This is a genomic window from Streptomyces sp. PA03-3a (assembly GCF_033792735.1).
GTDB lineage: Bacteria > Actinomycetota > Actinomycetes > Streptomycetales > Streptomycetaceae > Actinacidiphila.
In genome coordinates this window covers 15034-40249 of record NZ_JARAVM010000053.1, presented here as the reverse complement: position 1 = coordinate 40249, position 25216 = coordinate 15034, and the positions used below count along the sequence as shown (strand labels likewise).

The 25216-nt window shown below is 72.8% G+C and carries 22 protein-coding genes; 11 read left to right on the top strand and 11 right to left on the bottom strand.

The genetic code is table 11. The annotated features are described in order from the left end of the window. Positions 1-224: 224 nt before the first annotated feature. The 4 genes from PV342_RS37640 to PV342_RS37625 all read left to right on the top strand — a co-directional run bounded on the left by PV342_RS37640 (position 225) and on the right by PV342_RS37625 (position 1905). Positions 225-410: a hypothetical protein gene (locus tag PV342_RS37640; RefSeq protein ID WP_018559560.1), complete on the top strand. Its 186-nt coding sequence runs from the start codon at positions 225-227 to the stop codon at positions 408-410. 55 nt (positions 411-465) lie between these two features. After that, positions 466-870: a BlaI/MecI/CopY family transcriptional regulator gene (locus PV342_RS37635; protein ID WP_078619908.1), complete on the top strand. Its 405-nt coding sequence runs from the start codon at positions 466-468 to the stop codon at positions 868-870. Between the two features lie 9 nt (positions 871-879). Next, the gene (locus PV342_RS37630; RefSeq protein WP_018559558.1) at positions 880-1398 is read left to right on the top strand and encodes an amino-acid N-acetyltransferase; all 519 of its coding nucleotides are present in this window, start codon (positions 880-882) and stop codon (positions 1396-1398) included. Positions 1399-1563: 165 nt separating this feature from the next. Further along, on the top strand, positions 1564-1905 hold the full coding sequence (locus tag PV342_RS37625) for a histone-like nucleoid-structuring protein Lsr2 (RefSeq protein ID WP_018559557.1): 342 nt from the start codon (positions 1564-1566) through the stop codon (positions 1903-1905). On the opposite strand, the gene PV342_RS37620 is transcribed toward PV342_RS37625, so the two are convergent. Next, the gene (locus PV342_RS37620) at positions 1836-2363 is read right to left on the bottom strand and encodes a hypothetical protein (RefSeq protein ID WP_400805760.1); all 528 of its coding nucleotides are present in this window, start codon (positions 2361-2363) and stop codon (positions 1836-1838) included. The two genes, PV342_RS37625 and PV342_RS37620, sit on opposite strands and share 70 nt — an antisense overlap. Positions 2364-2794: 431 nt before the next feature. Between PV342_RS37620 and PV342_RS37615 the strand changes: the two genes are divergently transcribed. Both PV342_RS37615 and PV342_RS37610 read left to right on the top strand, forming a co-directional pair. Further along, the gene (locus PV342_RS37615; RefSeq protein ID WP_018559555.1) at positions 2795-5311 is read left to right on the top strand and encodes an ATP-dependent Clp protease ATP-binding subunit; all 2517 of its coding nucleotides are present in this window, start codon (positions 2795-2797) and stop codon (positions 5309-5311) included. Between the two features lie 333 nt (positions 5312-5644). Beyond that, positions 5645-7402, top strand: coding sequence for a ricin-type beta-trefoil lectin domain protein (locus PV342_RS37610; RefSeq protein ID WP_500320629.1), 1758 nt, complete (start codon positions 5645-5647; stop codon positions 7400-7402). On the opposite strand, the gene PV342_RS37605 is transcribed toward PV342_RS37610, so the two are convergent. Next, positions 7399-10131: an NACHT domain-containing protein gene (locus PV342_RS37605; protein ID WP_500320632.1), complete on the bottom strand. Its 2733-nt coding sequence runs from the start codon at positions 10129-10131 to the stop codon at positions 7399-7401. The two genes, PV342_RS37610 and PV342_RS37605, sit on opposite strands and share 4 nt — an antisense overlap. Positions 10132-10480: 349 nt before the next feature. Here PV342_RS37605 and PV342_RS37600 point away from each other — a divergent pair, with 349 nt between their 5' ends. After that, positions 10481-11194, top strand: a complete 714-nt coding sequence (locus PV342_RS37600) for a M23 family metallopeptidase (RefSeq protein WP_391580681.1) — start codon at positions 10481-10483, stop codon at positions 11192-11194. Here PV342_RS37600 and PV342_RS37595 read toward each other — a convergent pair. Then, positions 11176-11760: a TetR/AcrR family transcriptional regulator gene (locus tag PV342_RS37595; protein ID WP_386995440.1), complete on the bottom strand. Its 585-nt coding sequence runs from the start codon at positions 11758-11760 to the stop codon at positions 11176-11178. The two genes, PV342_RS37600 and PV342_RS37595, sit on opposite strands and share 19 nt — an antisense overlap. A gap of 124 nt (positions 11761-11884) precedes the next feature. Here PV342_RS37595 and PV342_RS37590 point away from each other — a divergent pair, with 124 nt between their 5' ends. After that, positions 11885-13429, top strand: coding sequence for an MDR family MFS transporter (locus tag PV342_RS37590; RefSeq protein WP_500320626.1), 1545 nt, complete (start codon positions 11885-11887; stop codon positions 13427-13429). Between the two features lie 115 nt (positions 13430-13544). Here PV342_RS37590 and PV342_RS37585 read toward each other — a convergent pair whose 3' ends face one another. The 5 genes from PV342_RS37585 to PV342_RS37565 form a co-directional block, all read right to left on the bottom strand. Then, positions 13545-14777, bottom strand: coding sequence for an ATP-binding protein (locus PV342_RS37585; RefSeq protein ID WP_500320624.1), 1233 nt, complete (start codon positions 14775-14777; stop codon positions 13545-13547). Between the two features lie 49 nt (positions 14778-14826). Continuing rightward, the gene (gene cseB / locus PV342_RS37580) at positions 14827-15510 is read right to left on the bottom strand and encodes a two-component system response regulator CseB (protein ID WP_018559548.1); all 684 of its coding nucleotides are present in this window, start codon (positions 15508-15510) and stop codon (positions 14827-14829) included. Continuing rightward, entirely contained in the window at positions 15503-16177 is a 675-nt protein-coding gene (locus PV342_RS37575; RefSeq protein WP_400805752.1) for a hypothetical protein, read from the bottom strand. Before PV342_RS37575 ends, cseB begins: the two co-directional genes overlap by 8 nt. Positions 16178-16182: 5 nt before the next feature. After that, positions 16183-16752, bottom strand: coding sequence for a SigE family RNA polymerase sigma factor (locus tag PV342_RS37570; RefSeq protein ID WP_018559546.1), 570 nt, complete (start codon positions 16750-16752; stop codon positions 16183-16185). A gap of 143 nt (positions 16753-16895) precedes the next feature. Beyond that, positions 16896-17783, bottom strand: coding sequence for an HhH-GPD family protein (locus PV342_RS37565; protein ID WP_400805748.1), 888 nt, complete (start codon positions 17781-17783; stop codon positions 16896-16898). 169 nt (positions 17784-17952) lie between these two features. Between PV342_RS37565 and PV342_RS37560 the strand changes: the two genes are divergently transcribed. Next, positions 17953-18795: a hypothetical protein gene (locus PV342_RS37560; RefSeq protein ID WP_400805746.1), complete on the top strand. Its 843-nt coding sequence runs from the start codon at positions 17953-17955 to the stop codon at positions 18793-18795. Positions 18796-18852: 57 nt separating this feature from the next. Here PV342_RS37560 and disA read toward each other — a convergent pair whose 3' ends face one another. Then, complete coding sequence (gene disA / locus PV342_RS37555) at positions 18853-19983, bottom strand: DNA integrity scanning diadenylate cyclase DisA (RefSeq protein ID WP_018559543.1); 1131 nt, start codon at positions 19981-19983, stop codon at positions 18853-18855. 66 nt (positions 19984-20049) lie between these two features. Next, positions 20050-21438: a DNA repair protein RadA gene (radA, locus tag PV342_RS37550; RefSeq protein WP_360999876.1), complete on the bottom strand. Its 1389-nt coding sequence runs from the start codon at positions 21436-21438 to the stop codon at positions 20050-20052. A 216-nt stretch (positions 21439-21654) separates the two neighbouring features. Here radA and PV342_RS37545 point away from each other — a divergent pair, with 216 nt between their 5' ends. Continuing rightward, positions 21655-23325, top strand: coding sequence for a BACON domain-containing protein (locus PV342_RS37545; protein WP_500320620.1), 1671 nt, complete (start codon positions 21655-21657; stop codon positions 23323-23325). 7 nt (positions 23326-23332) lie between these two features. Here PV342_RS37545 and PV342_RS37540 read toward each other — a convergent pair whose 3' ends face one another. Further along, complete coding sequence (locus tag PV342_RS37540; RefSeq protein ID WP_400805743.1) at positions 23333-24154, bottom strand: DUF3109 family protein; 822 nt, start codon at positions 24152-24154, stop codon at positions 23333-23335. A gap of 101 nt (positions 24155-24255) precedes the next feature. Between PV342_RS37540 and PV342_RS37535 the strand changes: the two genes are divergently transcribed. Next, entirely contained in the window at positions 24256-25194 is a 939-nt protein-coding gene (locus tag PV342_RS37535; protein ID WP_400805741.1) for a Ppx/GppA family phosphatase, read from the top strand. Positions 25195-25216: the final 22 nt, after the last annotated feature.

The following is a 25216-nucleotide window of genomic DNA, read 5'->3' as shown; positions in this document are numbered from 1 at the left end:
GCAGATGTCGCAATCCACACCGAGCCAGAAGGCCCTCACCCATTTCAAGATCCCTCAGCCGAGAGATCCGTCACCAACCTCTGTGGACAGAACAGCTAGCCGTCCCGGAGCGACCGGACCGAGGCCCCGGCCGGCCGGGGCCTCGGCAGGACCGGCCGGGGGACTCCGCCACCCGGCGGAGGTCCGCCGCAGGGCGCGTACGGGGGCGTGGCTACCCTGGTGCCATGGAATACGTCTCCGCGCTCGTGCCCCCCACCGTGATGGCCATCGCGTTCACCTTCCTCATCCGGACGCTGATCAGGAGCCAGGGCGGGGTCAACAAGGCCAAGGAGGACGCGGTGGTCGACGCCGCGCTGTCCGGCGCGCAGCCCCCGGCCCAGCGGCCGGGCGGCACCGAGCACCGGGTATGACCTCGATATTTCCGGCATTTCAGGCATTGCACCCGTAAGCAACTAGTATTCGGGTGTGCCCCGTCCATTGGGAGACCTCGAAGACGCCGTGATGACCCGGGTATGGCGCTGGAACCACCCGGTGACGGTGCGCGAGGTGCTGGAGGATCTCCGCCGGGAGCGCTCGATCGCGTACACGACGGTCATGACCGTAATGGACAACCTTCATCAGAAGGGCTGGCTCCGGCGGGAAGCCGAAGGGCGCGCCTATCGCTATGAGGCCGTTTCCACTCGCGCCGCTTACTCGGCGGCGCTGATGCACGAGGCGTGGTCGGCGAGCGACAACCCCGCGGCGGCCCTTGTCGCCTTCTTCGGCATGATGTCTGCGGAACAGCGAGAAGCGCTCCGCGACGCAATGCGTGTGGTGCAATCCGCTGATCCGGGTGACCCCGGGGAGACGGACGGATCGGACGGGCGATAGCGTCCGCACATGCCCGCCGCATCAAAAGACGTCACCATCCGCCGGGCCCGGACGGCCGACGTACCGGCTGTCCGGCGACTGCTCGACGCCTATGTCCGCGACCGCATCCTGCTCGACAAGCCGACGGTGACGCTTTACGAGGACATCCAGGAGTTCTGGGTGGCCGAACACGACCACGACGCCGAGGTGGTGGCCTGCGGGGCGCTGCACGTCATGTGGGAGGACCTCGCCGAGGTGCGCACCCTCGCGGTCGCCCCGGCGCACCACGGCAAGGGTGTCGGGCATCTCGTGCTGGAGAAGCTGCTGCAGACCGCGCGGTGGCTGGGAGTGCGGCGAATTTTCTGCCTCACCTTCGAAGTGGACTTCTTCACGAAGCACGGCTTCGTCGAGATCGGCGAGACGCCGGTCGACGGCGATGTCTTCGGTGAGCTGCTGAGGTCAAAGGACGAGGGTGTGGCCGAGTTCCTCGACCTCGAACGAGTGAAACCCAACACCTTGGGCAACAGCCGGATGCTGTTGCATCTGTGAGGCTGCCCACGGTGTCCGTCCGGCACAACAGTATGTCCGAAACGTTCCGCTGAAGACGGCGGCGATGCCTACCGGGACGGAAGCAGTTCGGGCAAGGGGTTTGAGTTTTCCGGGAAAAGGCGGTTTGCTTTTACCGGTAATCCGTATTCGATGAAAGGGAAGCCGGTGGCACAGAAGGTTCAGGTCCTTCTTGTTGACGACCTCGACGGCGGCGAGGCGGATGAGACCGTGACGTTCGCACTCGACGGAGTGACGTACGAGATCGACCTCACCACCGACAACGCCGACAAGCTGCGCGGTCTCCTCGGCCCGTACGTGGACGGCGGCCGCCGCACCGGTGGCCGTGCCGGCCGCGGGCGCACCACGAAGGGCGCCGCCCGCGGGGGCGCCGCGAGCCAGGACACGGCGAAGATCCGCGCGTGGGCGAAGGAAGAGGGCTACGAGGTCAACGACCGCGGTCGCGTTCCCGCGCAGATCCGTGAGGCGTACGAGAAGGCGCACGGCTGATCGGTCCGGGCCACGCGCAGCCGGACCCGGTGGCAGGCGGTCGCGAGCGCGGAGACCAGGGCCGTGAGGCCCACGGTCCCCCCGGAGCGTCCGTCCGCCGCGGGGCCGGGCTGCGTGCGGAACGTCATCGCGGGCAGACGGAGCGGCGCGCCGGCGTGGCACCCGCCGTCCGGAACGGGCGGCCGGAGCCAGGCGGGCGCGCCGTCGTCGTAGGCGGCCTCCGGCCCGCACAGCGGTACGAGGTCGAGCGGGATCCCGCTCCACTCCAGCCAGTCCAGCAGGCCGGGCAGCTCCTCGGCGCCGCCCGGGGCGACGAAGAACCGCATGCGGTGCCCCGCCAGGGCGACCGGCCCCGTCCGGGGCGCCGGGAAGCGGCCGAGCACCTCGTGCCCCGCCTCCGCGGGGACGTCGAGCGCGTCCGCGTGTTCCAGGGTCGCCGGGACCCGTGAGGCCTGCATGCCCTGCGCAACGCCCCCCGGGGGTCCCGGGTTACGAGGCGGGTCACCGGGAGTGTCCGGTGGGCCGGTTCCGTCACGCTCCGTGAATCCACGCGACGCAAGTCTGTTCGCCCGTAGCAGACAGCGGGCGTGCTCCTTGCATGGACTGTCCGTGCGGGCGGGTAAGAAATACCTAGTGGGAACGGACGACGGCCATGTCGGACAGGCGGGACGTTCGCCCTCGGCGTACTGGATAAAGGGCTATCCGCCTGGCCTGCGGGAACATCGTCTCGCACCATCGGGTTGAGGCTGTTGTCGACGGCGCGGGGGTAAACGACCTCGCAAGGTGTCGACGGTTGAAGTGAGCTGCCCCGCTGTGCGGGACTAGCATGCGGAAGGACAGGGAGGGGACACGCCCCTAACTGCCCGACCGCTCTGAGGAGCGATTAACGATGTTCGAGAGGTTCACCGACCGCGCGCGGCGGGTTGTCGTCCTGGCTCAGGAAGAAGCCCGGATGCTCAACCACAACTACATCGGCACCGAGCACATCCTCCTGGGCCTTATCCACGAGGGTGAGGGTGTCGCCGCTAAGGCCCTGGAGAGCCTCGGGATTTCGCTCGAGGCGGTCCGCCAGCAGGTGGAGGAGATCATCGGCCAGGGCCAGCAGGCTCCGTCCGGGCACATCCCCTTCACCCCCCGGGCCAAGAAGGTCCTGGAGCTGTCGCTCCGCGAGGCCCTCCAGCTCGGCCACAACTACATCGGCACCGAGCACATCCTGCTCGGCCTGATCCGCGAGGGCGAGGGCGTCGCGGCCCAGGTCCTCGTGAAGCTGGGCGCCGATCTCAACCGGGTGCGGCAGCAGGTCATCCAGCTGCTCTCCGGCTACCAGGGCAAGGAGGCCGCCACCGCCGGCGGCCCGGCCGAGGGCACCCCCTCGACCTCGCTCGTCCTGGACCAGTTCGGCCGCAACCTCACGCAGGCCGCTCGTGAGACCAAGCTCGACCCGGTGATCGGGCGCGAGAAGGAGATCGAGCGCGTGATGCAGGTGCTGTCGCGCCGCACCAAGAACAACCCCGTCCTCATCGGCGAGCCCGGCGTCGGCAAGACCGCCGTCGTCGAGGGCCTGGCCCAGGCCATCGTCAAGGGCGAGGTCCCCGAGACGCTGAAGGACAAGCAGCTCTACACGCTCGACCTCGGTGCCCTGGTGGCCGGCTCCCGCTACCGCGGTGACTTCGAGGAGCGCCTGAAGAAGGTGCTCAAGGAGATCCGCACCCGCGGCGACATCATCCTGTTCATCGACGAGCTCCACACCCTGGTGGGTGCGGGTGCCGCCGAGGGCGCGATCGACGCCGCCTCGATCCTCAAGCCGATGCTGGCCCGCGGTGAGCTGCAGACCATCGGCGCCACCACGCTCGACGAGTACCGCAAGCACCTGGAGAAGGACGCGGCCCTGGAGCGCCGCTTCCAGCCCATCCAGGTCGCGGAGCCGTCGCTGCCGCACACCATCGAGATCCTCAAGGGCCTGCGGGACCGCTACGAGGCCCACCACCGGGTGTCCATCACGGACGCCGCCCTGGTGGCCGCGGCGACCCTCGCCGACCGCTACATCTCGGACCGCTTCCTGCCGGACAAGGCGATCGACCTGATCGACGAGGCCGGTTCCCGGATGCGCATCCGCCGGATGACCGCTCCGCCGGACCTGCGCGAGTTCGACGAGAAGATCGCCGACGTGCGCCGGGAGAAGGAGTCCGCGATCGACTCGCAGGACTTCGAGAAGGCCGCTTCCCTCCGCGACAAGGAGAAGCAGCTGCTCTCCGCGAAGACCAAGCGGGAGAAGGAGTGGAAGGCCGGCGACATGGACGTCGTCGCCGAGGTCGACGAGGAGCTGATCGCCGAGGTCCTGGCCACGGCCACGGGCATCCCGGTCTTCAAGCTCACCGAGGAGGAGTCCTCGCGTCTGCTGCGCATGGAGGACGAGCTGCACAAGCGCGTCATCGGCCAGAAGGACGCGATCAAGGCCCTCTCGCAGGCCATCCGCCGCACGCGGGCCGGTCTGAAGGACCCCAAGCGCCCCGGTGGCTCGTTCATCTTCGCCGGCCCGTCCGGTGTCGGTAAGACCGAGCTCTCCAAGACGCTCGCCGAGTTCCTCTTCGGCGACGAGGACGCGCTCATCCAGCTCGACATGTCCGAGTTCAGCGAGAAGCACACCGTCTCGCGGCTCTTCGGCTCCCCGCCCGGATACGTCGGCTACGAGGAGGGCGGCCAGCTCACCGAGAAGGTGCGCCGCAAGCCGTTCTCCGTCGTCCTCTTCGACGAGGTCGAGAAGGCCCACCCGGACATCTTCAACAGCCTGCTGCAGATCCTGGAGGACGGTCGCCTGACCGACTCCCAGGGCCGGGTCGTGGACTTCAAGAACACGGTCATCATCATGACCACCAACCTCGGCACCCGGGACATCTCCAAGGGCTTCAACCTCGGCTTCGCGGCCGCGGGTGACGTCAAGACCGGGTACGAGCGGATGAAGGCCAAGGTCGGCGAGGAGCTCAAGCAGCACTTCCGGCCCGAGTTCCTGAACCGTGTCGACGACATCGTGGTCTTCCACCAGCTCAGCGAGGAAGACATCATCCAGATCGTCGACCTCATGATCGCCCGGGTGGACGAGCGCCTCAGGGACAAGGACATGGGCATCGAGCTCAGCCCCGAGGCCAAGTCCCTGCTCGCCAAGAAGGGCTACGACCCCGTGCTGGGCGCCCGGCCGCTGCGCCGGACGATCCAGCGGGAGATCGAGGACGTGCTCTCCGAGAAGATCCTCTTCGGTGAGCTGCGCACCGGTCACATCGTGGTCGTGGGCACCGAGGGCGAGGGCGAGAACGTCAAGTTCACCTTCCGCGGTGAGGAGAAGGTGGCCGTCGCCGACGCCCCTCCGGTCGAGGCGGCCGGCGGTCCGAACCTCAGCAAGGAAGCATAACCGCAGCTAATCGCACAGCGATCCGACCCCGTCCGCACAATAGTGCGGGCGGGGTCGTCGCGTTTTGTGTTCCCCATGAAGCCACCCTTGTTGCGCCGGTTGCATTTGTGGAAAGGTGAGCGATGTTCAGCACGGACCCTTCCTTCTCCGTGCTCCGGCCGGTGTCGTGCCGTCATTCCGGCAGGCATTCGAAAAGATCAGCCGAGAGTGAGGAGAGGCCGCCTTGCCCCTCCATCGGCGCCCCGGCCCCACCTCCCCCCACGTAGCTGCGTCCCGCGCCGGCGCATTGGTTCGTACGTATCCCGGCGGGGCGAACGCGGAAGGAAACTCTCGTTGAAGGAATCCCCGCATCCGAATTCCGCGCACCCCGGCCGGCTGTTCGGCGTCCCGGACGAGTCGCTGTCCGGAGAGATCGGAAAGTCCCTGGGAAAGGAAGACGCGCACCAGCCGTTCGAGGAGTTGCTGGCCCGCCATTGGCGGCCGGTCTCCGAGTACGCGGAGTTGTGCACGGTCTCCGGACACGCCGCCGGGATACTCGCGGCGGCCGCGTTCACCCGGGTCTTCGTCGACACCCTGCGACTGACCGGGCCCACGGCCGCCTGGCGCCCCGAGCTGCTGATCACCGTCCACAAGATCGCCGAGGAGTGGGCCGTCGACCGCCGGCGGGCCTGGCTCCACCGGAGACTGCGCCCCCGCCCCGACCAGGCCGACACCCGGCTGGCGGTACCCGAGAACCGCCGGCTGGCGAACCGGGCCTTCATGCGGCTCCCCGAGCCCGCGCGCTGCCTGCTCTGGCACGCCGAGGTCGACGCCGAGCCGCTGGACGTACCGGCCGGGCTGCTCGGCATCGACCCGGAGCGGGCCGCGGCCCAGCTGGAGCTCGCCCGCACCCGCTTCCGCGAGGCGTGCGTCCAGGCGCACCGGGACCTCGCGCCGTACGAGGCCTGTCTGCAGTTCAGCCGCCTGCTGGACATCTCCGTCCACCGCGGCGGCGCCGGGCTCGTACCCGATCTGCAGCGGCACATCGCCCGCTGCGACCACTGCCGCTACGCGGCCGAGCAGCTCGACCACTCCGGGGACCGGCTGGGTGTGCTGATCGCCGAGGCGGTCCTGGTCTGGGAGGCGCGGGGCTATCACGACTCGCGCCCCACCCGCCGGGCGGCGTATGACAACGATGCCGGGAACGGCTCCGGCGGCTCCCCGGGGCGGCGCCGCGGCGGTCGCAGGCGACGGGCGGCGAGCGGCGTCCGCCGGCGGCTCACCGCGACCCTGCTGGGCCTCGGCGGCCTCGTCCTCGTGACCGCCCTGGTCGTCGGCCTCACGGCCGGCGACGGCGGTGGCGAGGGACGTGCCTCCGGCACGGCGCCCACCGCGGCCACGGCGTCCCCCACCGTCTCGGCCCCGGTCACCACCTCGGACACCGCGCCCGGCCCGGGTACGGTCACCGCCGACCCCGTCCCCGCCGACGGGCTCCGCGGCCGGCTCCGGAACAGGGACAACGACCTGTGCGTGGACCTGACCGGCCGCCGCACCGTCATCGGCACCGAGACGGCCACCGCGCGCTGCGACACCGGCGCCACGCAGTTCTGGTCGTACGAGCCGGACGGGCTGATGCGCAGCGTCGCCCAGCCCGCGTACTGCCTCAACTCCCATCGCGGCCCCGCGCTGGAACTCGGTCTGTGCACGGCGTCCTTCGTCACCGGTGCCGAGGACGTGCGCTACGACCTCACCCTGACCGGGGACCTCATCCCGCGCTGGAACCAGCAGCTCGCGGTCGCCCCCGCGGGCCGCGAGGCGGGTGCCGGGGTCGTCCTCAGGCCCCGCGACGGCCGGCCCGTCCAGCGCTGGACCTTCGACACCTCCGTCACCCCGCCCCGCTTCCAGTCGGTGGCGTACACCACCGGCTCCCGGTTGGCCGCCGGCGCCACCCGGGTGGCCGCGCGGCCTTCGGCGCCGCCGAGCCCCACGCCCTCGGCCACCGGCTCGCCGACCGCCGGCGGGGACCCCTGCGACGGTTACTGCGACGGGGACGGCCACGACGGCCGGGGCCGGGGCGGCTGGGGCGGCTGGAGGGACCGGGACGGCGACTAGCCTCCCTGGCGCGGCCCGGGGACGACGGTCACGCCCGCGGGCAGCCGGTCGGTCCCGGTCACGCGGTCGGCGGGCAGCGGGACGCGCACGGTCAGCGGGCCCGGGTGGGCGGCGAGCGGTGACAGGTCGACCCGGCCGCCGGCCGGGGCGGCCAGTTCCAGCTCACGCAGTGCGGGCAGCCCGCCGATCGACGTCCAGTCGGCGGGCGCGCCCGGGCCGACGAGCACCAGCCTGCGCAGCTCCCGCTGGCCCGCCAGGAAGCGCAGGTCGGTCAGGGCGCAGTCCTTCACCCGGACCTCGGTGAGCGCGAGCCCGGCCACGTACCCGGCCAGCTCGTCCGCGGGCAGGTCGCCCCGCAGGTCGAGGCGGGTGGGCCGCAGTCCGAGCCCGCGCAGCTCGCGCAGCTGCTCGGCGGAGCGGACGGTGAAGTCCAGGCCGTCCGGGTCGAGACGGGCGACGACCTCCCGCGCGTACAGGGCGCAGTCGAAGCGGTGCCAGGACCACATCAGCTGGGCGCGGACCCGCAGGGACCGGTGCGCGGCGAAGCCCGCCAGGTAGCGGGCGGCCCGGTCCGAGGGCAGGTGGCAGGCGGTCACCACGACGTGCAGGGCCTCCGCGTCGGAGAGTCCGCCGGGGCCGGGGAGGAGATCCAGTACGAGCGGCCCGGCCTCGGCCAGGGCGCGGGCCTCTCCGGCGTCCGCGGGCGGGACGAGCGCCGCGGCGCGCCGCTCCACGGCCTCGCGCACCTCCGGGTCGAGGGCGGCGGAGCCCTCCAGACTGGCGGCGGCGAGCAGGTGGAGCCGGGCCCGGGTGCGCCGGTCCGCGGCGAGGTCGCCGCGGTCGAGGAGCTCCCGCAGGATCGCGGCGCGCTCCCGGGGGCCGGCGAGCGCGACCGCCATGCGCAGGACGTCCTCCCACCGGTCGTCGGCGGCGTGCGCGGCGAGCAGCCCGAAGTCGCCCTCGTCCACGGCGGCCCGGGCGCCCAGGTGGTCCTGGAAGGTGCGGTGCACGAAGTCGACCGAGCCCGGGGCGGCCCGGCGCAGCACGCCGCCGCGGTCGAGGAGGTGCGCCAGGACGGCGCCGGCGTCGCCGAGCGCGGCGGCCTCGGGGACGGCGGGCAGCGCCCGCGCGACGACGGCCTCGGCCCGGCCGAGGTCCATCTCGGTGCGGCCGTTGCGGACCAGCCAGTACGCCAGCCGCTGCAGCAGCTCGGTCTGCGCCTCCTCGCGCAGCGGCACGACCGCCGCCTCCCGTTCGCGGTCCCTGCGGACCAGCAGCATCGACAGGGCGGCGGCGTACAGGTCCTTCCTGGCCCTGGGCAGGTAGCCGCGGCGGTCGTGGTGCAGGGCGCAGATCAGCCCGCACATCAGCGGGTTGGTGGCGAGCCGGCCGAGGTCCGGCTCGGCGCGCAGGGCGGCGAGCAGCCCTTCGGCGTACCCGGCCGCCTCCGGTCCGGCGGCGGCGTGCCAGCGGCCGACGAAGGCGGCGACGTCGGCGGGACCCATGGGGGTCAGGGCCAGCTCGGTGAAGCCCTCGGCGGCCAGCCAGTCCTCCCGCACGGCGGAGGGGCGGGAGGTGACCAGCCAGCGGTTGCCGGGATGGGCGTCGAGCAGGTCGCCGAGCCAGGCCCGGGTGCGGCGGCGCTCGGCGTCGGGGATCTCGTCGATTCCGTCCACCAGCAGCAGCCCTCGGCCCTCGGCGAGGACGCGGGCCTCCCAGCCGGCCGGCTGCGTGCCGGCGAGCGGGCAGCCGGCGGCGGCGAGGAAGCCGCGCGGCGCGGGGAGGCGCTCGCCGTGGCGGGTGAGGGTGCGCAGCGGCAGGACGAAGGGGATCCGGTCCTCCAGGTGGGCCATGCCCTCGTCCGGGTCCCGGCGCGCGCAGGCGGTCGCCAGCCACTGCACGAGCGTGGTCTTCCCCGACCCCGCCTCGCCGCGCAGCAGGACCCGCTCGTGCGCGGCGAGGGCCAGGTCGGCGGCGCGGGGCCCGGCGGACTCCTCCGTCCCGCCCTCCGCGGGCCCGGAGGACGGCACCGCCTCCAGGCTGAGGTAGGCGGTGTCCAGCGGCCAGCGGTCCGGGGCGTCCGCCAGGTCGAGGCCGTGGATCGTGAGCCGCCCGTACTTCTTCGCGACGTAGTCCAGGTAGCGCCGCTCGAAGGCCGCGTCCTCGCCGCCCGGCAGAGGGGTGCGGCTGATGAGCGCGTCGACGCGGGCGGTCAGGTCGCCCAGCGCCCGGCTCTGCTCGACCAGGGTGGCGGCGACGAAGGTCGAGCGCTGGGTGAAGAAGTGCAGGATGTGCAGGCAGGCCGTGTCGAGCAGCCGCTCGTGGAAGTGCGCGCCGTCGGCGCTGAGTTCCCGCTCCGGGGAATTGGCGGCGCGACGCAGGGCGCGGGCGAACGCGGTGTGGCCGAGGTCCACGGCCTGCACGTCGGTGAGGTCGAGGTCGCCCAGGGCCCGGAGTGAGGCCGCGAGGGCGTCGGCGACGGCGGTCTCCTCGTCGGCGCCGACAGGGCGTTCCCCGGCGCGCAGGGCGCGGCGCACCAGCCCGGCGGCCAGGGCGCGCAGGTCCGCGTCGGTGAGGGTGCGCTTCTCGCCCCTGAAGGAGACCCGGGAGGAGATGCGGACCGGCCGGTCCACGAGGCCCGCTCCAGGGCCCTCGGCCACGAAGAGCCTCTTGACCAGCGGCCCCGCGACGGCCGACGCCAGCCGTACACCCACGGCCGAAGGATCCACGTTCCCGCCCCCCGTCATGCGCATCGCGCGCTCTTCCCATTCACGCGCTCCGCCGGCTCCCGCATTTCTCTTTCCGTGTGACCCGGGCCACGGGACCTAGGTCCCGAAGGGCAATTCCCTTTGGTCCCGGGGCCGGTGACGTGACCCACGTGACCTGGGCCACGTACGAATCACCTTAGGGGACAGGGCCCTTGCGGCAGGCGGCGAAGCGGGGTGCCGGAGGTCCGGGCTACGAAAGACGGTAGTAAACGGGGGGGTTTGTCCGGGGTCGGATTGTCGGGTTACCAAGGGATCCGCGGCGAACACGTCGCATTGTTCTTGTCCGGCTATTTCCGCGAGGTAATTCCGAATGCGTATGCCCAAGATCTCGAACTCCGTCTTCCGCGGCCGTCGGACCGTCGTCACCGCCGGCGTGTGCGCCTCGCTGGCACTCGGTGCGGCAGGGACGGCCATGGCGCAGACGCAGAGCGAGAGCCTGCTGGGCCTCGGCGCGGCCGGGAAGCTGGCGGACGCGACCCGGGCGCAGGCCGATGTGCAGCAGCGCGCCGCCCAGGCCGCGAAGGCCGACCGCCACGCGCGCGCCGAGCTGCACTGGAAGCACCGGAACCACGTCGGGCAGTCCGCGAAGAGCGCCCCGCAGCAGCAGAGCCGCACCAACAGCGGCTGGTCGGTGCCGGTCAAGAAGTACGCACTGTCCGCCGGCTACATGCAGAACGGCGCCCGCTGGGCCCACAAGCACTCCGGCCAGGACTTCGCCGTGCCGATCGGCACCAACGTCCACGCCGTGAGCGCCGGCACCGTCGTCGAGGCCGGCTGGGGCGGCGCCTACGGCAACAACATCGTGATCCGCCACGCCAACGGCATGTACTCGCAGTACGGCCACCTGTCGAAGATGCAGGTGCGCGTCGGCCAGTACGTCGGCCAGGGCCAGCAGATCGCGCTGTCCGGCAACACCGGCAACAGCACCGGTCCCCACCTGCACTTCGAGATCCGCAAGACCCCTTACTACGGCTCGTCCGTGAACCCGCTGCCGTACCTGCGGTCTCACGGGGTGTCGGTCTGATCCCGGTAGGTCCGGGCGATCAACTCCTGGGCGACCTCGAGGACGGCGGCACGCTTGTCCTCGGGGTCGCCCTCGAGGTTCTGCATCGCGAACATCCCGGCGTGCATCGCGAAGACCGCGGTGATCGAGCGCACCTGGTCGGTCAGCGGCGCGTCCGGGTCCTTGAGCAGGGAGTGGACGGCGAGCAGCTTGGTCTTGAAGGTCTCGCCGATGCTGAGGTCGCGGACGGTGGCCTGGTTCTCCTGGATGAAGCGGAACAGCGGGCCGGCGCTCCACAGCGCGTCCGCGTAGCGCCGCAGCACCTCGCACTTGGTCTCCAGGGTGCGCGGCTGCTCCCTGGCCCAGGCGATCAGCTCGTCGACCGGTGAGGCCAGGTCCTCGACGATGCTGTTGAGGATGTCCTCCTTGGTCCTGAAGTGGTAGTACAACGCCGCTTTGGTCACGTCCAGGTGCTCGGCGATCTCACGCAGGGACGTCTTCTCGTATCCCTGCTCGGCGAAGAGCTCCAGCGCGACGTCCTGGATGCGGCGTCGCGTGTCACCTCTGCGTGCGTGGGGCGTTGCCATGGGCGAACTTTAACTTACTTGACGCCCGGCTAGTAAGCCGCATACTGTCAGGGTGCCCCAGGCAACTAGCCGGGCGGCAGGTAAGCAATCGAAGACAAGCAAGAAACAAGTAGGGGAGCTTGTGATGGCGGAGACCGCCGAGACCCCGCAGCGCAGCGTGCGCGTGGTGTTGTTCGGGCTCATGATCGCGATGCTGCTCGCGATGCTCGACAACATGATCATCGGCACCGCGATGCCCACCATCGTGGGCGAGCTGGGCGGCCTGGAGCACCTGTCGTGGGTGGTGACCGCCTACACGCTCGCCACCGCCGCGTCGACGCCCGTATGGGGCAAGCTCGGCGACCTGTACGGCCGCAAGGGCATCTTCATGTCGTCGATCGTGATCTTCCTGATCGGATCGGCGCTGTCCGGCATGGCGCAGGACATGGGCCAGTTGATCGCCTTCCGCGCCGTGCAGGGCCTGGGAGCCGGCGGTCTGATCGTCGGTGTGATGGCGATCATCGGTGACCTGATCCCGCCGCGGGAGCGCGGCAAGTACCAGGGCATGATGGCCGGCGTCATGGCGGTCGCGATGATCGGCGGCCCGCTCGTCGGCGGTTACATCACCGACAACTGGGGCTGGCGCTGGAGCTTCTACATCAACCTCCCGCTCGGCGTGGTCGCCCTCTTCATGATCTCGGCGGTGCTGCACCTGCCGAAGAAGCAGATCAAGACCAGCATCGACTACCTCGGCACGGTGCTGCTCACCGTCGGCATCACCTCGCTCGTCCTGCTCACCACCTGGGGCGGCAATCAGTACGAGTGGGGCTCGCCCCAGATCCTGGGCCTGCTGGTGCTCGGCGTGGCCGCGCTGGCCGGATTCCTGTACGTGGAGACCCGCGTCTCAGAGCCCGTCATCCCGCTGCACATCTTCCACAGCCGCAACTTCTCGCTGATCTCCGTCATCGGCTTCCTGGTCGGCTTCGTGATGTTCGGGGCGATGACCTTCCTGCCGCTGTTCCAGCAGATCGTGCAGGGCGCCTCCGCGACCAACTCCGGCCTGCTGCTGCTGCCGCTGCTGCTGTCGATGATGGTCGTCTCGCTCATAGCCGGCCGGGTCACCACCCAGACCGGCAAGTACAAGATCTTCCCGATCGTCGGCGGCGGCCTGATGACCGTCGGCCTCTACCTGCTGTCGACGATGGACACCGGCACCAGCCGCTTCGTCTCCGGCGTGTGGATGGCCGTGCTCGGCGCGGGCATGGGCTTCCTGATGCAGATCACGATGCTCATAGCGCAGAACAGCGTCGAGATGAAGGACATGGGCGTCGGCTCCTCGTCCTCCACCCTCTTCCGTACGATCGGCGGTTCCTTCGGCGTCGCCCTCTTCGGCGCGATCTTCACCCACCAGGTGCAGAACACCATGACGGACCGCCTCGGCGAGGCCGCCGCGGGAGCCACCTCCGGTTCCGCCCAGATGGACCCCGCGGGCCTGGCCAAGCTGGCGCCGCCGGTGAAGGACGCCTACCTCCACGCCGTCGCGGGCGGTACGCACCACGTCTTCCTGTGGGGCGCCGTCGTCAGCGTCATCGGCTTCCTGCTGGCCTTCTTCGTCAAGGAGATCCCGCTCCGCTCGGCGCCCACCGCGCCCAGCACCGAGGAGGCGGTCGCCGCGGTCGAGGTGGTCTGAGCCGCCCGGCCCCCCGGCCACCCGCTGCCGATGCCCGCATGGGGTCGTTCTCCGACCCGCGTGCGGGCATCGTCCGTATCGTCCGTATGCGCGACCCGCGGCTCCCGCGGCCCTTCTACTCCCGGGGGAGCAGCAGCCGGGCGACCGCCCCGCCCCCCTGCTCCGCGGGCACGTTGCGGAAGGTGAGCCGGGCGCCGAGGACGCGGGTCTGGCCGGTGGCGATCGTCAGCCCCAGGCCGTGGCCGCTGCCGGCCCGGTCGCTGCTGCCCGTGCGGAAGCGGCTCGGGCCGTCGCGGAGCAGGTCGCCGGGGAAGCCCGGGCCGTGGTCGCGGACCTCCACGTACGGACCGTCGACGGTGACCTCGATGGGCGGCCGACCGTGCCGCGAGGCGTTCGCCAGCAGGTTGCCCAGGACGCGCTCCAGCCGCCGGGGGTCGGTGCGGACGACGGCGTCGCCGCAGACGGTCACCGCCGCCTCGGGCGCCGCGGCCGCCACCCTGCGCCGCACGAAGTCGCCCAGCGGCACGTCCTGCAGGTCGGCCTGCTCGGCCGCGCCGTCCAGCCGGGCGACCTCCAGCACGTCCTCCACGAGCGTGCGCAACGCCTGCGCCCGGTCCCTGACCAGCTCGGCGGGGCGCCCCGGCGGCAGCAGCTCGGCCGCGGTGACCAGCCCCGTCACCGGGGTGCGCAGCTCATGGGCGATGTCCGCGGTGACCCGGCGCTCCGCCTCCAGCCGGCCGGCCAGGGCGTCCGCCATGGCGTCCACGGCCCGCGCCAGCTCGTCCGTCTCGTCGCGGACCCGGCCGCCGATCGCCTCGCGCACCCGTACGTCCGTCTCCCCGTCGGCCACCCGGCCCGCGGCCTCGGCCGCCTTGCGCAGCCGCCGGGACAACTGCCCGCCGATGAGCACGCCCAGCGCCGTGCCGCCCACCACGACCGCCGACGAGCCGATGACCAGGGCCTGGTCCAGGTCCTCCAGGACCGAGAAGCGGTCGGTGAAGGTCGCCTTCAGCGACAGGATCTTGCCGTCCTTCAGCGGGGTCTGCGCCCACACCACGGGCGCGCCGCCGTCGTCGGAGACGTACGTGGCCCGCTTGCCCTCCCGGGCCAGCCGCTTCAGCGGCGCGGGCAGGTCGGGGTCGTCCAGCCGGGCGTTCATGGTCAGCCGGCCGGTGGACTCGTAGATCCGCTGGGCGAACTGCACCCGCTCGTTCTGGGCGTCCCGGGAGTTGTCGATCATGCTTGCCCGGGCCGCGTTGTGCACGACCAGGCTCAGCACCAGCGCGACCAGCGCCGACACCACGGCGATCGCCACGCAGACCTTCCAGCGCAGCCCGATCTTCGGCATCCGACGGCCCCTCCTCGCGGCGGGGTCCCCGGGTCGTGCGGTCACCGCGTCAGCCCCTGAGCTTGTAGCCGAAGCCGCGCACCGTCTCGATGCGCTCCTGCCCGATCTTCGCCCGCAGACGCTGCACATGGACGTCCACCACCCGGGTGTCGCCGCCCCAGTCGTAGTCCCAGACCCGCTCCAGCAGACGGTCCCGGGACAGCACCGTCCCCGGCGCCGCCGAGAACTCCAGCAGCAGCCGCATCTCCGTCGGCGTCAGCGCGATCCGCTCACCGGCGCGCCGCACCTCCATCCCCTCCGGGTCCACCTCCAGGTCACCGAAGGTCAGCACCCCCGCCCCGGCCGGGGGCCCGTCCACCGCGGCCACCCGGAAGCGCCGCAGCACCGCCCGCATGCGGGCGGTCAGCACGGCCCCGTCGAAGGGCTTGGTGACGTAGTCGTCGGCGCCCGCCTCCAGGCCCAGGACGACGTCGATCGCGTCGGCCCGCGCCGAGAGCATGATCACCGGCACCGTCGACTCGTCCCGGATGCGCCGGCACAGGCTCACCCCGTCCAGGCCCGGCACCATCACGTCCAGCAGCGCCAGGTCCGGCTGCCGGGCCCGGAACGCCTCCAGGCCGGCCAGGCCGTCCGGCACGGCCGTCACCTCGAAGCCGTCCCGCTCCAGCGCCAGGGTGGTCGCCTCGCGGATGACGTCGTCGTCCTCGACGAACAGGACGTGCGTCTCAGCCATGCGAACCGCTCCCGGTGCCGTCGTCCGTCTCGTAGTCGCGGTGGGAGAAGGAGACCTCCTCGAAGCGGGTGCCGTTCCACCGGTACGTCGTGACGTCCTCGCCGGAGGGGTTGGAGACCGTGTCCTGCGGCTCGTACACCTGGTGGGTCACCTTCAGGGTGCCGTCGTCGATCTCGGCGAAGACGGGGGGCTGCTCGTCGGCGAAGACGTTGACGTACCCGCCGTCCACGCGGCGGTAGACGTAGCTTCCGATGCCCACGCTGTCCGCGCAGGTCGAGACGTTGACCACCAGGTCCGTGGCGCCCTTCCCGGTCAGCCGGCCGGAGCGGCGGTCCACCGGGTACGGGTCCGCCGAGGCACCGGGACGGGTCGCCGCGCCCGCGGACGGCGCGGGGCAGGCCACCAGGCTGTCCCGGATGTCCCGGGCCACCTTCGGGTCGCGCTGCACCAGGTGCACCACGTCCGCGGCGGCCTTGGCGTCCGCCGCCCGCGGGTCCGCCGACCGCCCGGTGCCCAGCGGGTGGGCGTCCGGGGCCGGCGGCGATGCCGAGGGGGACGCCGGGGCGGCGGAGGCGACCGCGGCGGTGCCCTCCTCGCGGACACCTCCGGCGTCGCGGCAGCCGGTCACGGCGACGAGCGCCCCGCACACCGCGACAGCGGCTCCCACCGGGACTACGCTGCGGCGCACACGCCCTCCGTACCGCCCGTGACGGGCTCCACGGGCCTTCCGTATCCGTTGCTCTGCCGCTCCAGCTCGGCGCGCAGCCGCGCCAGTGCCCGGTGAAGCGTGCTCTTCACGGTACCCACCGACATGCCCAGCGCGTGCGCCGTCTCCTCCGTGCTGAGCTGCCGGTAGTGGCGCAGCAGCACCACCTGGCGCTGCTTGGGGGCCAGCATGCCGAGCGCGTCCAGCAGCATCGCCCGGTCCGCCCGCTGCTCGGCGCCGTCGTCGACCGACCCCTCCGGCAGCTCGGGGGTCGGCACCTCCTCCAGCCGGCGCGCGCGCCACCACTCGGTACGGGTGTTGATCATCACCCGGCGCATGTAGGCGTCCGCGAGGCTCTTGTCGGCGATGTCGCCCCAGCGCGGGTAGGTGCGCGCCAGCGCCGTCTGGACGAGGTCCTGGGCGTCGATCGGGTCCGGGACGAGCCGGCGCGCGCTGCGCAGCAGGGCCTCCTGCCGGTTCCGCACGTACTCCTCGAAGTCCATGACCTGGGCTGTCCCCTGGGCGTTCGCCGCCATGGCGTCCCTCCGTCCGGCGCGCTCGATTACGACCTGCCCGACGCTACGGAGCGGATGTACGGCTTTGACGACCGCCGCCGCACAGCGGACCCACAGCCACCCATCGGTTGTGTAACGACTCGGCCGTCCGGGGAGCGCGGCACTCAGCCGGGCAGCCGGTACATACCGTCCCGGAGGGGTTCCACCAGGCCGTCGGCGACCAGGCCGTCCAGCGCCCGGGCGCGCTGGACGGGCTCGTGCCACACGGCGTCCAGCGCCGCCTGCGGCACCGGCTCCGGGGCCTCGCGCAGCACGGCCAGCAGCCTGCCCCTGACCTGGCGGTCGGTACCGGCGTACGTCTGACCGCGGCGCGGCGGGCCGTCGTGCCCGGGGGAGCCGGCCAGCCGCCAGGCGCACTGCCCGGCGATCGGGCAGCGCACGCACTCGGGGCCGCGGGCGGTGCAGATCAGGGCGCCCAGTTCCATCGTCGCCGCGGCCCAGCGGGCGGCGGTGGCCTCGTCGGCGGGGAGCATCCGGTGGGCGACCCGGCGCTCGGCGGCGGTCGTGGCGTTCGGCGGGTACTCCACACCGGTCACGGCACGCGCGAAGACCCGGCGCACATTGGTGTCCAGCACCGCGTGCCGCTGCCCGTACGCGAAGGAGGCCACCGCGGCGGCCGTGTACTCGCCGACCCCCGGCAGGGCCAGCAACTCGGCGTGGTCCGTGGGCACTTCGCCGCCGTGCAGCTGGGCGATCGCGGTCGCCGCGGCGTGCAGCCGCAGCGCCCGGCGCGGATAGCCCAGCCGGCCCCAGGCGCGCACCGCCTCCCCGGCGGGGTCCGCCGCGAGGGCCCCCGGCGTGGGCCAGCGCTCCAGCCACTGCCCGTACACCGGCAGGACCCGGCTGACCGGGGTCTGCTGCAGCATGAACTCGCTGACCATGACGCCCCAGGCGCCCGCCTCGGGGCGGCGCCACGGCAGATCCCGGGCGTTGTCGTCGAACCAGTCGATCACGGGTGCGTGCAGCGAGTGGTGGTCGCGGTCGTCGTTCATAGCGCCTCCGATCCTACGTCCCCGGGGCCGCCGCGGCGGGCAGCGCGAACAGGTGGGGAGTCCCCGGAACGGAGGGGAGATCTGCTGATCAATCACACAAGTTGCCAGCGTGCCGCGCGTGCCTTGGTCCGATTCAAGGGAAACCGCATAAGGTTTGCGCGTGGGCTCTATGCGCAATCCCGTAGGACCTCTCCCGTCCTCCATCTACTGGCGGCGACGGGCGGTTGTGCTGCTCCTGCTCGCGCTGCTCACCGTCCTGGTCGTATGGGCCGTCAATTCCCGCGACGGCGGCGGGAACAGCGCCAACGGGCCGGACGGCCGCTCACCCGCGCCGTCCATCACCCCCGGTCCGTCCGCGAGCGGTCCGCTCAACAGCTCCCGCCCGGGCGGTTCGGTCGGCGGCGGTGGCGGTGACGACGGCGGTGACGCCTCGGACGGCGGCTCGGGCGACTCCGGTGCCGCGGAGGGCAGTTCGCAGGGCGGCGACTCCGGTGCCGCCGACGGCGGCGCGGACTCCGGTGCCTCGGGCGCCGCGGGCACGGGTGTTTCGGGCGGCAGTGGCAGCGACGGGGGGAACGGCGGCGGCGGTGCGCAGTTGCCCGCGGGCTCCTCGCTGCCGGACTGCGGGTCCGGCGTCACGCTGAACGTGCGCAGCACCGACAACGCCTACGAGCCCGGCGAGCGGCCCCGGTTCACGCTGACCGCGACCAACACCTCGGCCACCGCCTGCAAGCTGGACTTCGGCCCGGACTCGGCGGTCCTGACCATCACCGACGTCAACGACCACCACGTGTGGGCCAGCGACGACTGCCCCACGAGCCGGGCCCCGTACCTGCTGCAGGTCCCGGCGGGCGGCTCGACTTCGTACGACGTCGAGTGGGACCGCCGCACGAGCTCCCCGCGGTGCGCCACCCCCAAGGGCGCGACGGCCCCGTACGGGACCTACCTTCTCGAGGTGAAACTGCCCGGCCGCTCCGCGAAGCAGGCGTCCTTCGTCCTGAAGAACGTCTAGGACGCCGGGCACGCGCGGGGCCCGGGACGCCCCGGGACTCCGGCGCGGGGCGGTTCCTCAGACGTAGCGCTCGAGGATCGAGGACTCCGCGAGGCGCGACAGGCCCTCGCGGACGGAGCGGGCCCGGGCCTCGCCGACACCGTCGACCGTCTGCAGGTCGTCCACGCTCGCGGCCAGCAGCTTCTGCAGCCCGCCGAAGTGCTCGACCAGCCGCTCCACGATCGTGTTCGGCAGCCGGGGCACCTTCGCCAGCAGCCGGTACCCGCGCGGCGACACCGCGGAGTCCAGCGCCTCCGGGGAGCCCGCGTAGCCCAGCGCCCTTGCCACGGTGGGCAGTTCCAGCAGCTCGCCCTGGGGCAGGGCGTCCAGCTCGGTGAGCGCCTCGGCGACCGTGCGGCTGCGCTTGGCGGTCGGCTCCGGCACGTAGTCGCGGACGACCAGCTCGCGCTCGGGCTCGACGCCGGCGATCAGCTCGTCCAGCTGCAGGGAGAGCAGCCGGCCGTCGGTGCCCAGCTCGACCACGTACTCCGCGATCTCCTTGGCGATCCGGCGCACCATCTCCAGGCGCTGCGCGACCGCCGTGACGTCCCGGACGGTGACCAGGTCCTCGATCTCCAGGGCGGAGAGCGTGCCCGCGACCTCGTCCAGGCGGAGCTTGTAGCGCTCCAGGGTGGCCAGCGCCTGGTTGGCGCGGGAGAGGATGGCCGCCGAGTCCTCCAGGACGCGGCGCTGCCCGCCCACGTACAGGGCGATCAGCCGCATCGACTGGCTGACGGACACGACCGGGAAGCCGGTCTGGATGGAGACCCGCTGCGCGGTGCGGTGGCGGGTGCCGGTCTCCTCGGTGGGGATCGACGCGTCCGGCACCAGCTGGACCCCGGCCCGCACGATCTTGGTGATGTCGCGGTCGAGGATGAGGGCCCCGTCGAGCTTGCACAGCTCGCGCAGCCTGGTGGCGCTGAACTCGACGTCCAGCACGAAGCCGCCGGTGCACAGCGATTCGACGGTCTTGTCCATCCCCAGCACGATGAGGCCACCGGTGTTGCCGCGCAGGACCCGCTCGAGGCCGTCCCGAAGGCCGGTGCCGGGGGCCACGGCACTCAGGGAGGCGCGCATCAGGCCCTCACCGCCGGAGCCCTCGCGACTCCAGGCCTTGCCGGGAGCTGCCGCCCGGTCGTTGGCTGCCACTGCTCTCCTCCGGTCGTACGGATGCCCGGATGGGCGAGACCAGGGCAAAGTTTACCGTCGGAAGGGTCAGGGACGTGGGGCCCTCTTGGGCAGGACGCGCAGGGCGTCCCCTATGTCCGTCACCTCCGTCACCTTCATCCCCGCCGGGATCCTCCCCGGGTCCGGCGGCACGAGGGCGTGGGTGAAGCCGAGCCGGGCCGCCTCGGCGAGCCTGCGCTGCACGCCGGTGACCCGCCTGACCTCGCCCGCCAGGCCCACCTCGCCCACCGCGACCAGGTTCTTCGGCAGCGGCGTGTCGATCGCCGCGCTGGCCAGGGCGAGCGCCACCGCCAGGTCGGCGGCCGGCTCCCCGAGCTTCACGCCGCCGACCGTCGCGGTGTAGATGTCCTGCTTGCCGATCGACCGGATCCGGCCGCGCTGCTCCAGCACCGCCAGCATCATCGACACCCGGGAGGTCTCCAGACCGGAGGTCGTACGGCGGGGGGAGGGGATCTGGGTGTCGACGGTCAGCGCCTGCACCTCGGCGACCAGCGGGCGCTTGCCCTCCAGGGTGACGGTCAGGCACGTGCCGGGGACCGGTTCGTCGCGCCGGGTCAGGAAGAGGCCGGACGGGTCGGCCAGGCCCGTGATGCCCTCGTCGTGCAGCTCGAAGCAGCCGACCTCGTCGGTGGCGCCGTAGCGGTTCTTGATGCCCCGGATCAGGCGGAGCCTGGCGTGCCGGTCGCCCTCGAAGGACAGCACCACGTCCACCAGGTGCTCCAGGAGGCGGGGACCCGCGATCGCGCCGTCCTTGGTGACGTGGCCGACCAGCAGCGTCGACATGCCGCGCTCCTTCGACGCGCGGATCAGGGCGCCCGCGACCTCGCGCACCTGGGCCATGCCGCCGGGGGCGCCGTCGATCTCCGGGGAGGCGACCGTCTGCACCGAGTCCAGGATCAGCAGGGACGGCTTGACGTCGTCGAGGTGGCCGAGTACGGCGGACAGGTCCGTCTCGGCGGCCAGGAAGAGGTGGTCGGAGAGCGCCCCGATGCGGTCGGCGCGCAGCCGGACCTGCGAGGCGGACTCCTCACCCGTCACGTACAGCGTCCGTGTCTGCGGGCCCGAGGCCTTCGCCGCCACGTCCAGCAGGAGGGTCGACTTGCCCACGCCGGGCTCGCCGGCGAGCAGCACCACGGCCCCGGGCACCAGCCCGCCGCCAAGGACCCGGTCCAGCTCCGGCACGCCCGTGCCGCGCGCGGTGGCCTGCCGTCCGTCCACCTGGCCGATCGGCATCGCGGGCGAGGTCACCCGGCCCGGCGCGGTCGTCCGCACCGGCGCCGCGGCGCCGTACTCCTCGACCGTGCCCCACGCCTGGCACTCGCCGCAGCGGCCGAGCCACTTGACCGTCGTCCAGCCGCACTCGGTGCAGCGGTACGACGGGCGGTCCTTGGAAGCGGGGCGGGTACGGGCAGCCATGTGCCGCACGCTATCGGGTGCCACCGACAACGCGGCACCGCCCGGGGGCGCGGACGTCTGCCGTCCGCTCCGGAGAACGCTCGTGCACCTGGCCGGAAGGGTCACCCGAGGGGGTGAGCGGCGTGTGCTCTTTCGGGCGGGATCACCACCCATTTGGATTAAAGCCCGCCGTGATGCCTGAGGGCGTACGGGTCGTGGTCCTACCGTCACGGAGTGATGAGCAGCAGGTCTGACACACCCTCCCAGACAACCGGCGCGCACCGCCGACACCGCGCGCCGGTCCAGCGTGGCCGCACCGCGCCGGGGACCAGCGGGTCCCCGGCGCGGCGGCGGCCGCGCCCGCAGGGGACCCTGCCCGCGCAGCCGCCGGCCCACTACGAGCCGTACCTGGACGGGCTGTTCACCTACTGCCTCTCCGTCCTGTGCGAGCACGACTCCGCCGCCGCCGCCCTCGGCGACGTGCTGGCCGTGGCCGAGCGCCAGCGCGCCCGGCTGCGCGACCCGGAGCTGCGCAGGCCCTGGCTGTACGCGCTCGCGCGCTGGGCGTGCCTGCGCACCCTGGCCGAGGGGCGGCCGGTGGCGGTGCAGGCCTCGGCGGACGTGGCCGCCCGCAGGCGCGGCGAACTCGCGGCGCTGGCCTGGCCCGAGGCGGCCGGCACCACGCCCGAGCAGCGCGAGGCGCTGGAGCTCGCCGTGCGGCACCAGCTGGCGCCGCACGAGGTGGCGCTGGTCGTCGGCCGGGAGCCGGACACGACGCGGGCGCTGCTCGCGCAGGCCGCCTGCGAGGTGGAGCGCACCCGGGCGGCGCTCGCCGTCGTCGAGCTCGGCAACTGCGCGGCCGTCGCCCGCCTCGCCGGTGACTCCCGGGTGCTGCTGGGCTCGGCGCTCCGCCGCGAGCTGGTGACCCATGTCGACGTCTGCCCGCACTGCCGGGTCACGGCCGAGCGCGCCGTGGCGACCGGTCCCTGGCCGGGCCTGGCCACCACCGCCGCCACCGCCGTCCTGTCGACGGTCGAGGCGCCCCGCTCGGCCGCGTACGCCGCCCTGCTGCACGCCATGCGGGGCGGCGTGGGACGCACCCGCCAGGGCAGCCCGCGCTTCGACCGGCACGGCTTCCCCATGGACCTGAAGGAGCGGATGGCGCGGCGGGCCCGGATGCGGCATCGCGCGGTGACCTCCACGGTCGTCGCGGCGGTCGTCGCGGCGCCGGTGCTGGCGCTGTGGGCGGCGTACCACGGTGCGCCGCTGGCCCCCGAGCACAAGGGGGAAGGTTCCTTCAGCGCCGGCGAGGACCTCGACGGCGTCCAGTACGAGAAGGCCGGTGCCGCGGGCGCGGCCGACGCGCGTGGGCGTTCCGACCGCGGCGGCCAGGGCCGCCTGTCGGTCTCCGTCGCCTCCGCCGCCCCCTCGGCGTCGGCCTCCGCGTCCGCCGCGGCCGGTGCCCGCGGATCCGCCTCGCCGTCCGGCGCCTCCGGGGAGACCGGCGAGCACGCGGCACCCCGTACGGGCCGGCTGCTCGTGGAGGCCCGCTCGCGCGGCCACGTGACCGTCGTCACCCTCACCGCCGAGGGCGACGGGCCGGTCCGCTGGAGGGCGGCCACCTCCGAGCCGTGGCTGCGGCTCAGCCGCGGCCACGGCAGGCTGCGCCCGGGGGAGAGCGTGACGCTGACGGTCTCCGTGGACCGCTCGCGGGAGCCCGTGGGGCCCTGGGCGGCACGGATCTGGTTCGACCCGTCGGGCGCGGTGGTCACGATCGAGGGGAGGGGGAGGCAGCAGTCGCCCTCCCCCGACCCCTCGCCGACCCCGTCCGCCCCCGACCCGTCACCGAGCGATCCGCCGAGCCAGAGCCCCTCGGACTCCCCGTCCCCGGTCGAGGGCGAGAACTAGGCCGGGCTCAGGCGTCCTCGCGCCGGTCGCCCGCGCCCGCCGCCGGATCCGCGGGGTGCGGTGCCATCGGCAGCAGCGAGGAGAGCCGCTGCTCGCACAGCTCGACGAGCCGCGCGTAGGCCCGCGGCCCCATCAGCTCCGTGAGTTCCGCCCGGTACGAGACGTAGACCGGTTCACCCGCGCCGTGCGCGGACCGCGCCCCCGTGCACCACCAGTGCAGGTCGTGCCCGCCGGGGCCCCAGCCGCGCCGGTCGTACTCGCCGATCGAGATCATCAGCACCCGCGTGTCGTCGGGGCGGTCCACCCAGTCGTACGTCCGCCGGATCGGCAGCTGCCAGCACACGTCCGGTTTGGTCTCCAGCGGCTCGCGGCCCTCCCTGAGCGCCAGCGTGTGCAGCGCGCAGCCGGCGCCCGCGGGGAAGCCGGGGCGGTTGAGGAAGATGCAGGCCCCCTGGTGCCTCCGGGTCTGCCGGTCGCCGTCCTCGTTGACCTCGGTCCAGCCGTCCTCCTCGCCGACCGCGTGGAACTGCCACAGCTCGGGGGTGAGCCGCTCCACGTGACCCGCGACGCGCTTCTCGTCGTCGTCGTCCGAGAAGTGGGCGCCCAGGGTGCAGCACCCGTCGCTCGCCCGGCCCGCCTCGATGCCCTCGCAGCCGCGGCCGAAGACGCAGTTCCACCGTGAGGTGAGCCACGTCAGGTCGCACCGGAAGACCTGTTCCTCGTCCGCCGGATCGGGGAACTCGACCCATGCGCGCGGGAAATCGAGCCCGACCTCGTCCGACACGTCCGGGTGATGCTGCCGCTTCGTCGCCTTTTTCACCTTCGCCACGATGTCAGGGTAAGCATGTGAAGCTTCTCGAGTGGTCACCCGCGCAGGTGCCCATACCCCGCATGTCTTCGGTCCGAGTCCGGCGCAGTAGCGTTCCGGGCATGAGACTCGGTGTCCTCGACGTGGGTTCGAATACCGTCCACCTTCTGGTCATGGACGCGCACCCGGGCGCGCGCCCGCTCCCCGCCTACTCCCACAAGGCGGAGCTGCGGCTGGCGGAGCTGCTGGACGAGGAGGGCGCGATCCGCGAGGACGGCGTGCGCCGGCTGGTCGCCCAGGTCGCCGAGGCCCTGGTCGTCGCCGAGGACAAGGGAGTCGAGGACGTCCTGCCCTTCGCCACCAGCGCGGTGCGCGAGGCGGCCAACGGCGAGCAGGTGCTCGCCCGGGTCGCCGCGGAGACCGGGGTCAACCTGACCGTGCTGTCCGGGGAGGACGAGGCGCGGCTCACCTTCCTCGCCGCCCGGCGCTGGTTCGGCTGGTCCTCCGGCCGGCTGCTCATGCTGGACATCGGCGGCGGCTCCCTGGAGGTCGCGTACGGCATGGACGAGGACCCGGACGCCGCGGTCTCCCTGCCGCTCGGCGCCGGCCGGCTCACCAGCGGCTGGCTCCCCGGCGACCCGCCCACCGCCGACGACGTGCGCGGGCTGCGCAAGCACGTACGGGCCGAGATCGCCCGCACCGTCGCCGAGTTCAGCCGGCTCGGGGCGCCCGACCACGTGGTGGGCACCTCCAAGACCTTCAAGCAGCTGGCCCGGATCGCGGGCGCGGCGCGCTCCGCCGAGGGCCTGTACGTGCAGCGCACGCTCACCCGCAGGACGCTGGAGGAGTGGGTGCCGAGGCTGGCCGCCATGACCGAGGGCGCCCGCCGGGAGCTCCCGGGCGTGTCGGAGGGCCGGGCCCGCCAGCTGCTGGCCGGGGCACTCGTCGCGGACGCGGCGATGGACCTGTTCGGGGTCACCGAGCTGGAGGTCTGCCCGTGGGCGCTGCGTGAGGGCGTCATCCTGCGCCGTCTCGACCTGATGACGAGCGACCGGGGCTGAGGGCGGCGCACACGGCGCGCCG

Coding starts and splice junctions, on each gene's coding strand:
- PV342_RS37640 (WP_018559560.1), top strand. CDS start 225: ATGGAATACGTCTCCGCGCTCGTGCCCCCCACCGTGATGGCCATCGCG.
- PV342_RS37630 (WP_018559558.1), top strand. CDS start 880: ATGCCCGCCGCATCAAAAGACGTCACCATCCGCCGGGCCCGGACGGCC.
- PV342_RS37620 (WP_400805760.1), bottom strand. CDS start 2,363: ATGCAGGCCTCACGGGTCCCGGCGACCCTGGAACACGCGGACGCGCTC.
- PV342_RS37615 (WP_018559555.1), top strand. CDS start 2,795: ATGTTCGAGAGGTTCACCGACCGCGCGCGGCGGGTTGTCGTCCTGGCT.
- PV342_RS37600 (WP_391580681.1), top strand. CDS start 10,481: ATGCGTATGCCCAAGATCTCGAACTCCGTCTTCCGCGGCCGTCGGACC.
- PV342_RS37595 (WP_386995440.1), bottom strand. CDS start 11,760: ATGGCAACGCCCCACGCACGCAGAGGTGACACGCGACGCCGCATCCAG.
- PV342_RS37590 (WP_500320626.1), top strand. CDS start 11,885: ATGGCGGAGACCGCCGAGACCCCGCAGCGCAGCGTGCGCGTGGTGTTG.
- PV342_RS37585 (WP_500320624.1), bottom strand. CDS start 14,777: ATGCCGAAGATCGGGCTGCGCTGGAAGGTCTGCGTGGCGATCGCCGTG.
- cseB (WP_018559548.1), bottom strand. CDS start 15,510: ATGGCTGAGACGCACGTCCTGTTCGTCGAGGACGACGACGTCATCCGC.
- PV342_RS37570 (WP_018559546.1), bottom strand. CDS start 16,752: ATGGCGGCGAACGCCCAGGGGACAGCCCAGGTCATGGACTTCGAGGAG.
- PV342_RS37565 (WP_400805748.1), bottom strand. CDS start 17,783: ATGAACGACGACCGCGACCACCACTCGCTGCACGCACCCGTGATCGAC.
- PV342_RS37560 (WP_400805746.1), top strand. CDS start 17,953: ATGCGCAATCCCGTAGGACCTCTCCCGTCCTCCATCTACTGGCGGCGA.
- radA (WP_360999876.1), bottom strand. CDS start 21,438: ATGGCTGCCCGTACCCGCCCCGCTTCCAAGGACCGCCCGTCGTACCGC.
- PV342_RS37545 (WP_500320620.1), top strand. CDS start 21,655: ATGAGCAGCAGGTCTGACACACCCTCCCAGACAACCGGCGCGCACCGC.
- PV342_RS37535 (WP_400805741.1), top strand. CDS start 24,256: ATGAGACTCGGTGTCCTCGACGTGGGTTCGAATACCGTCCACCTTCTG.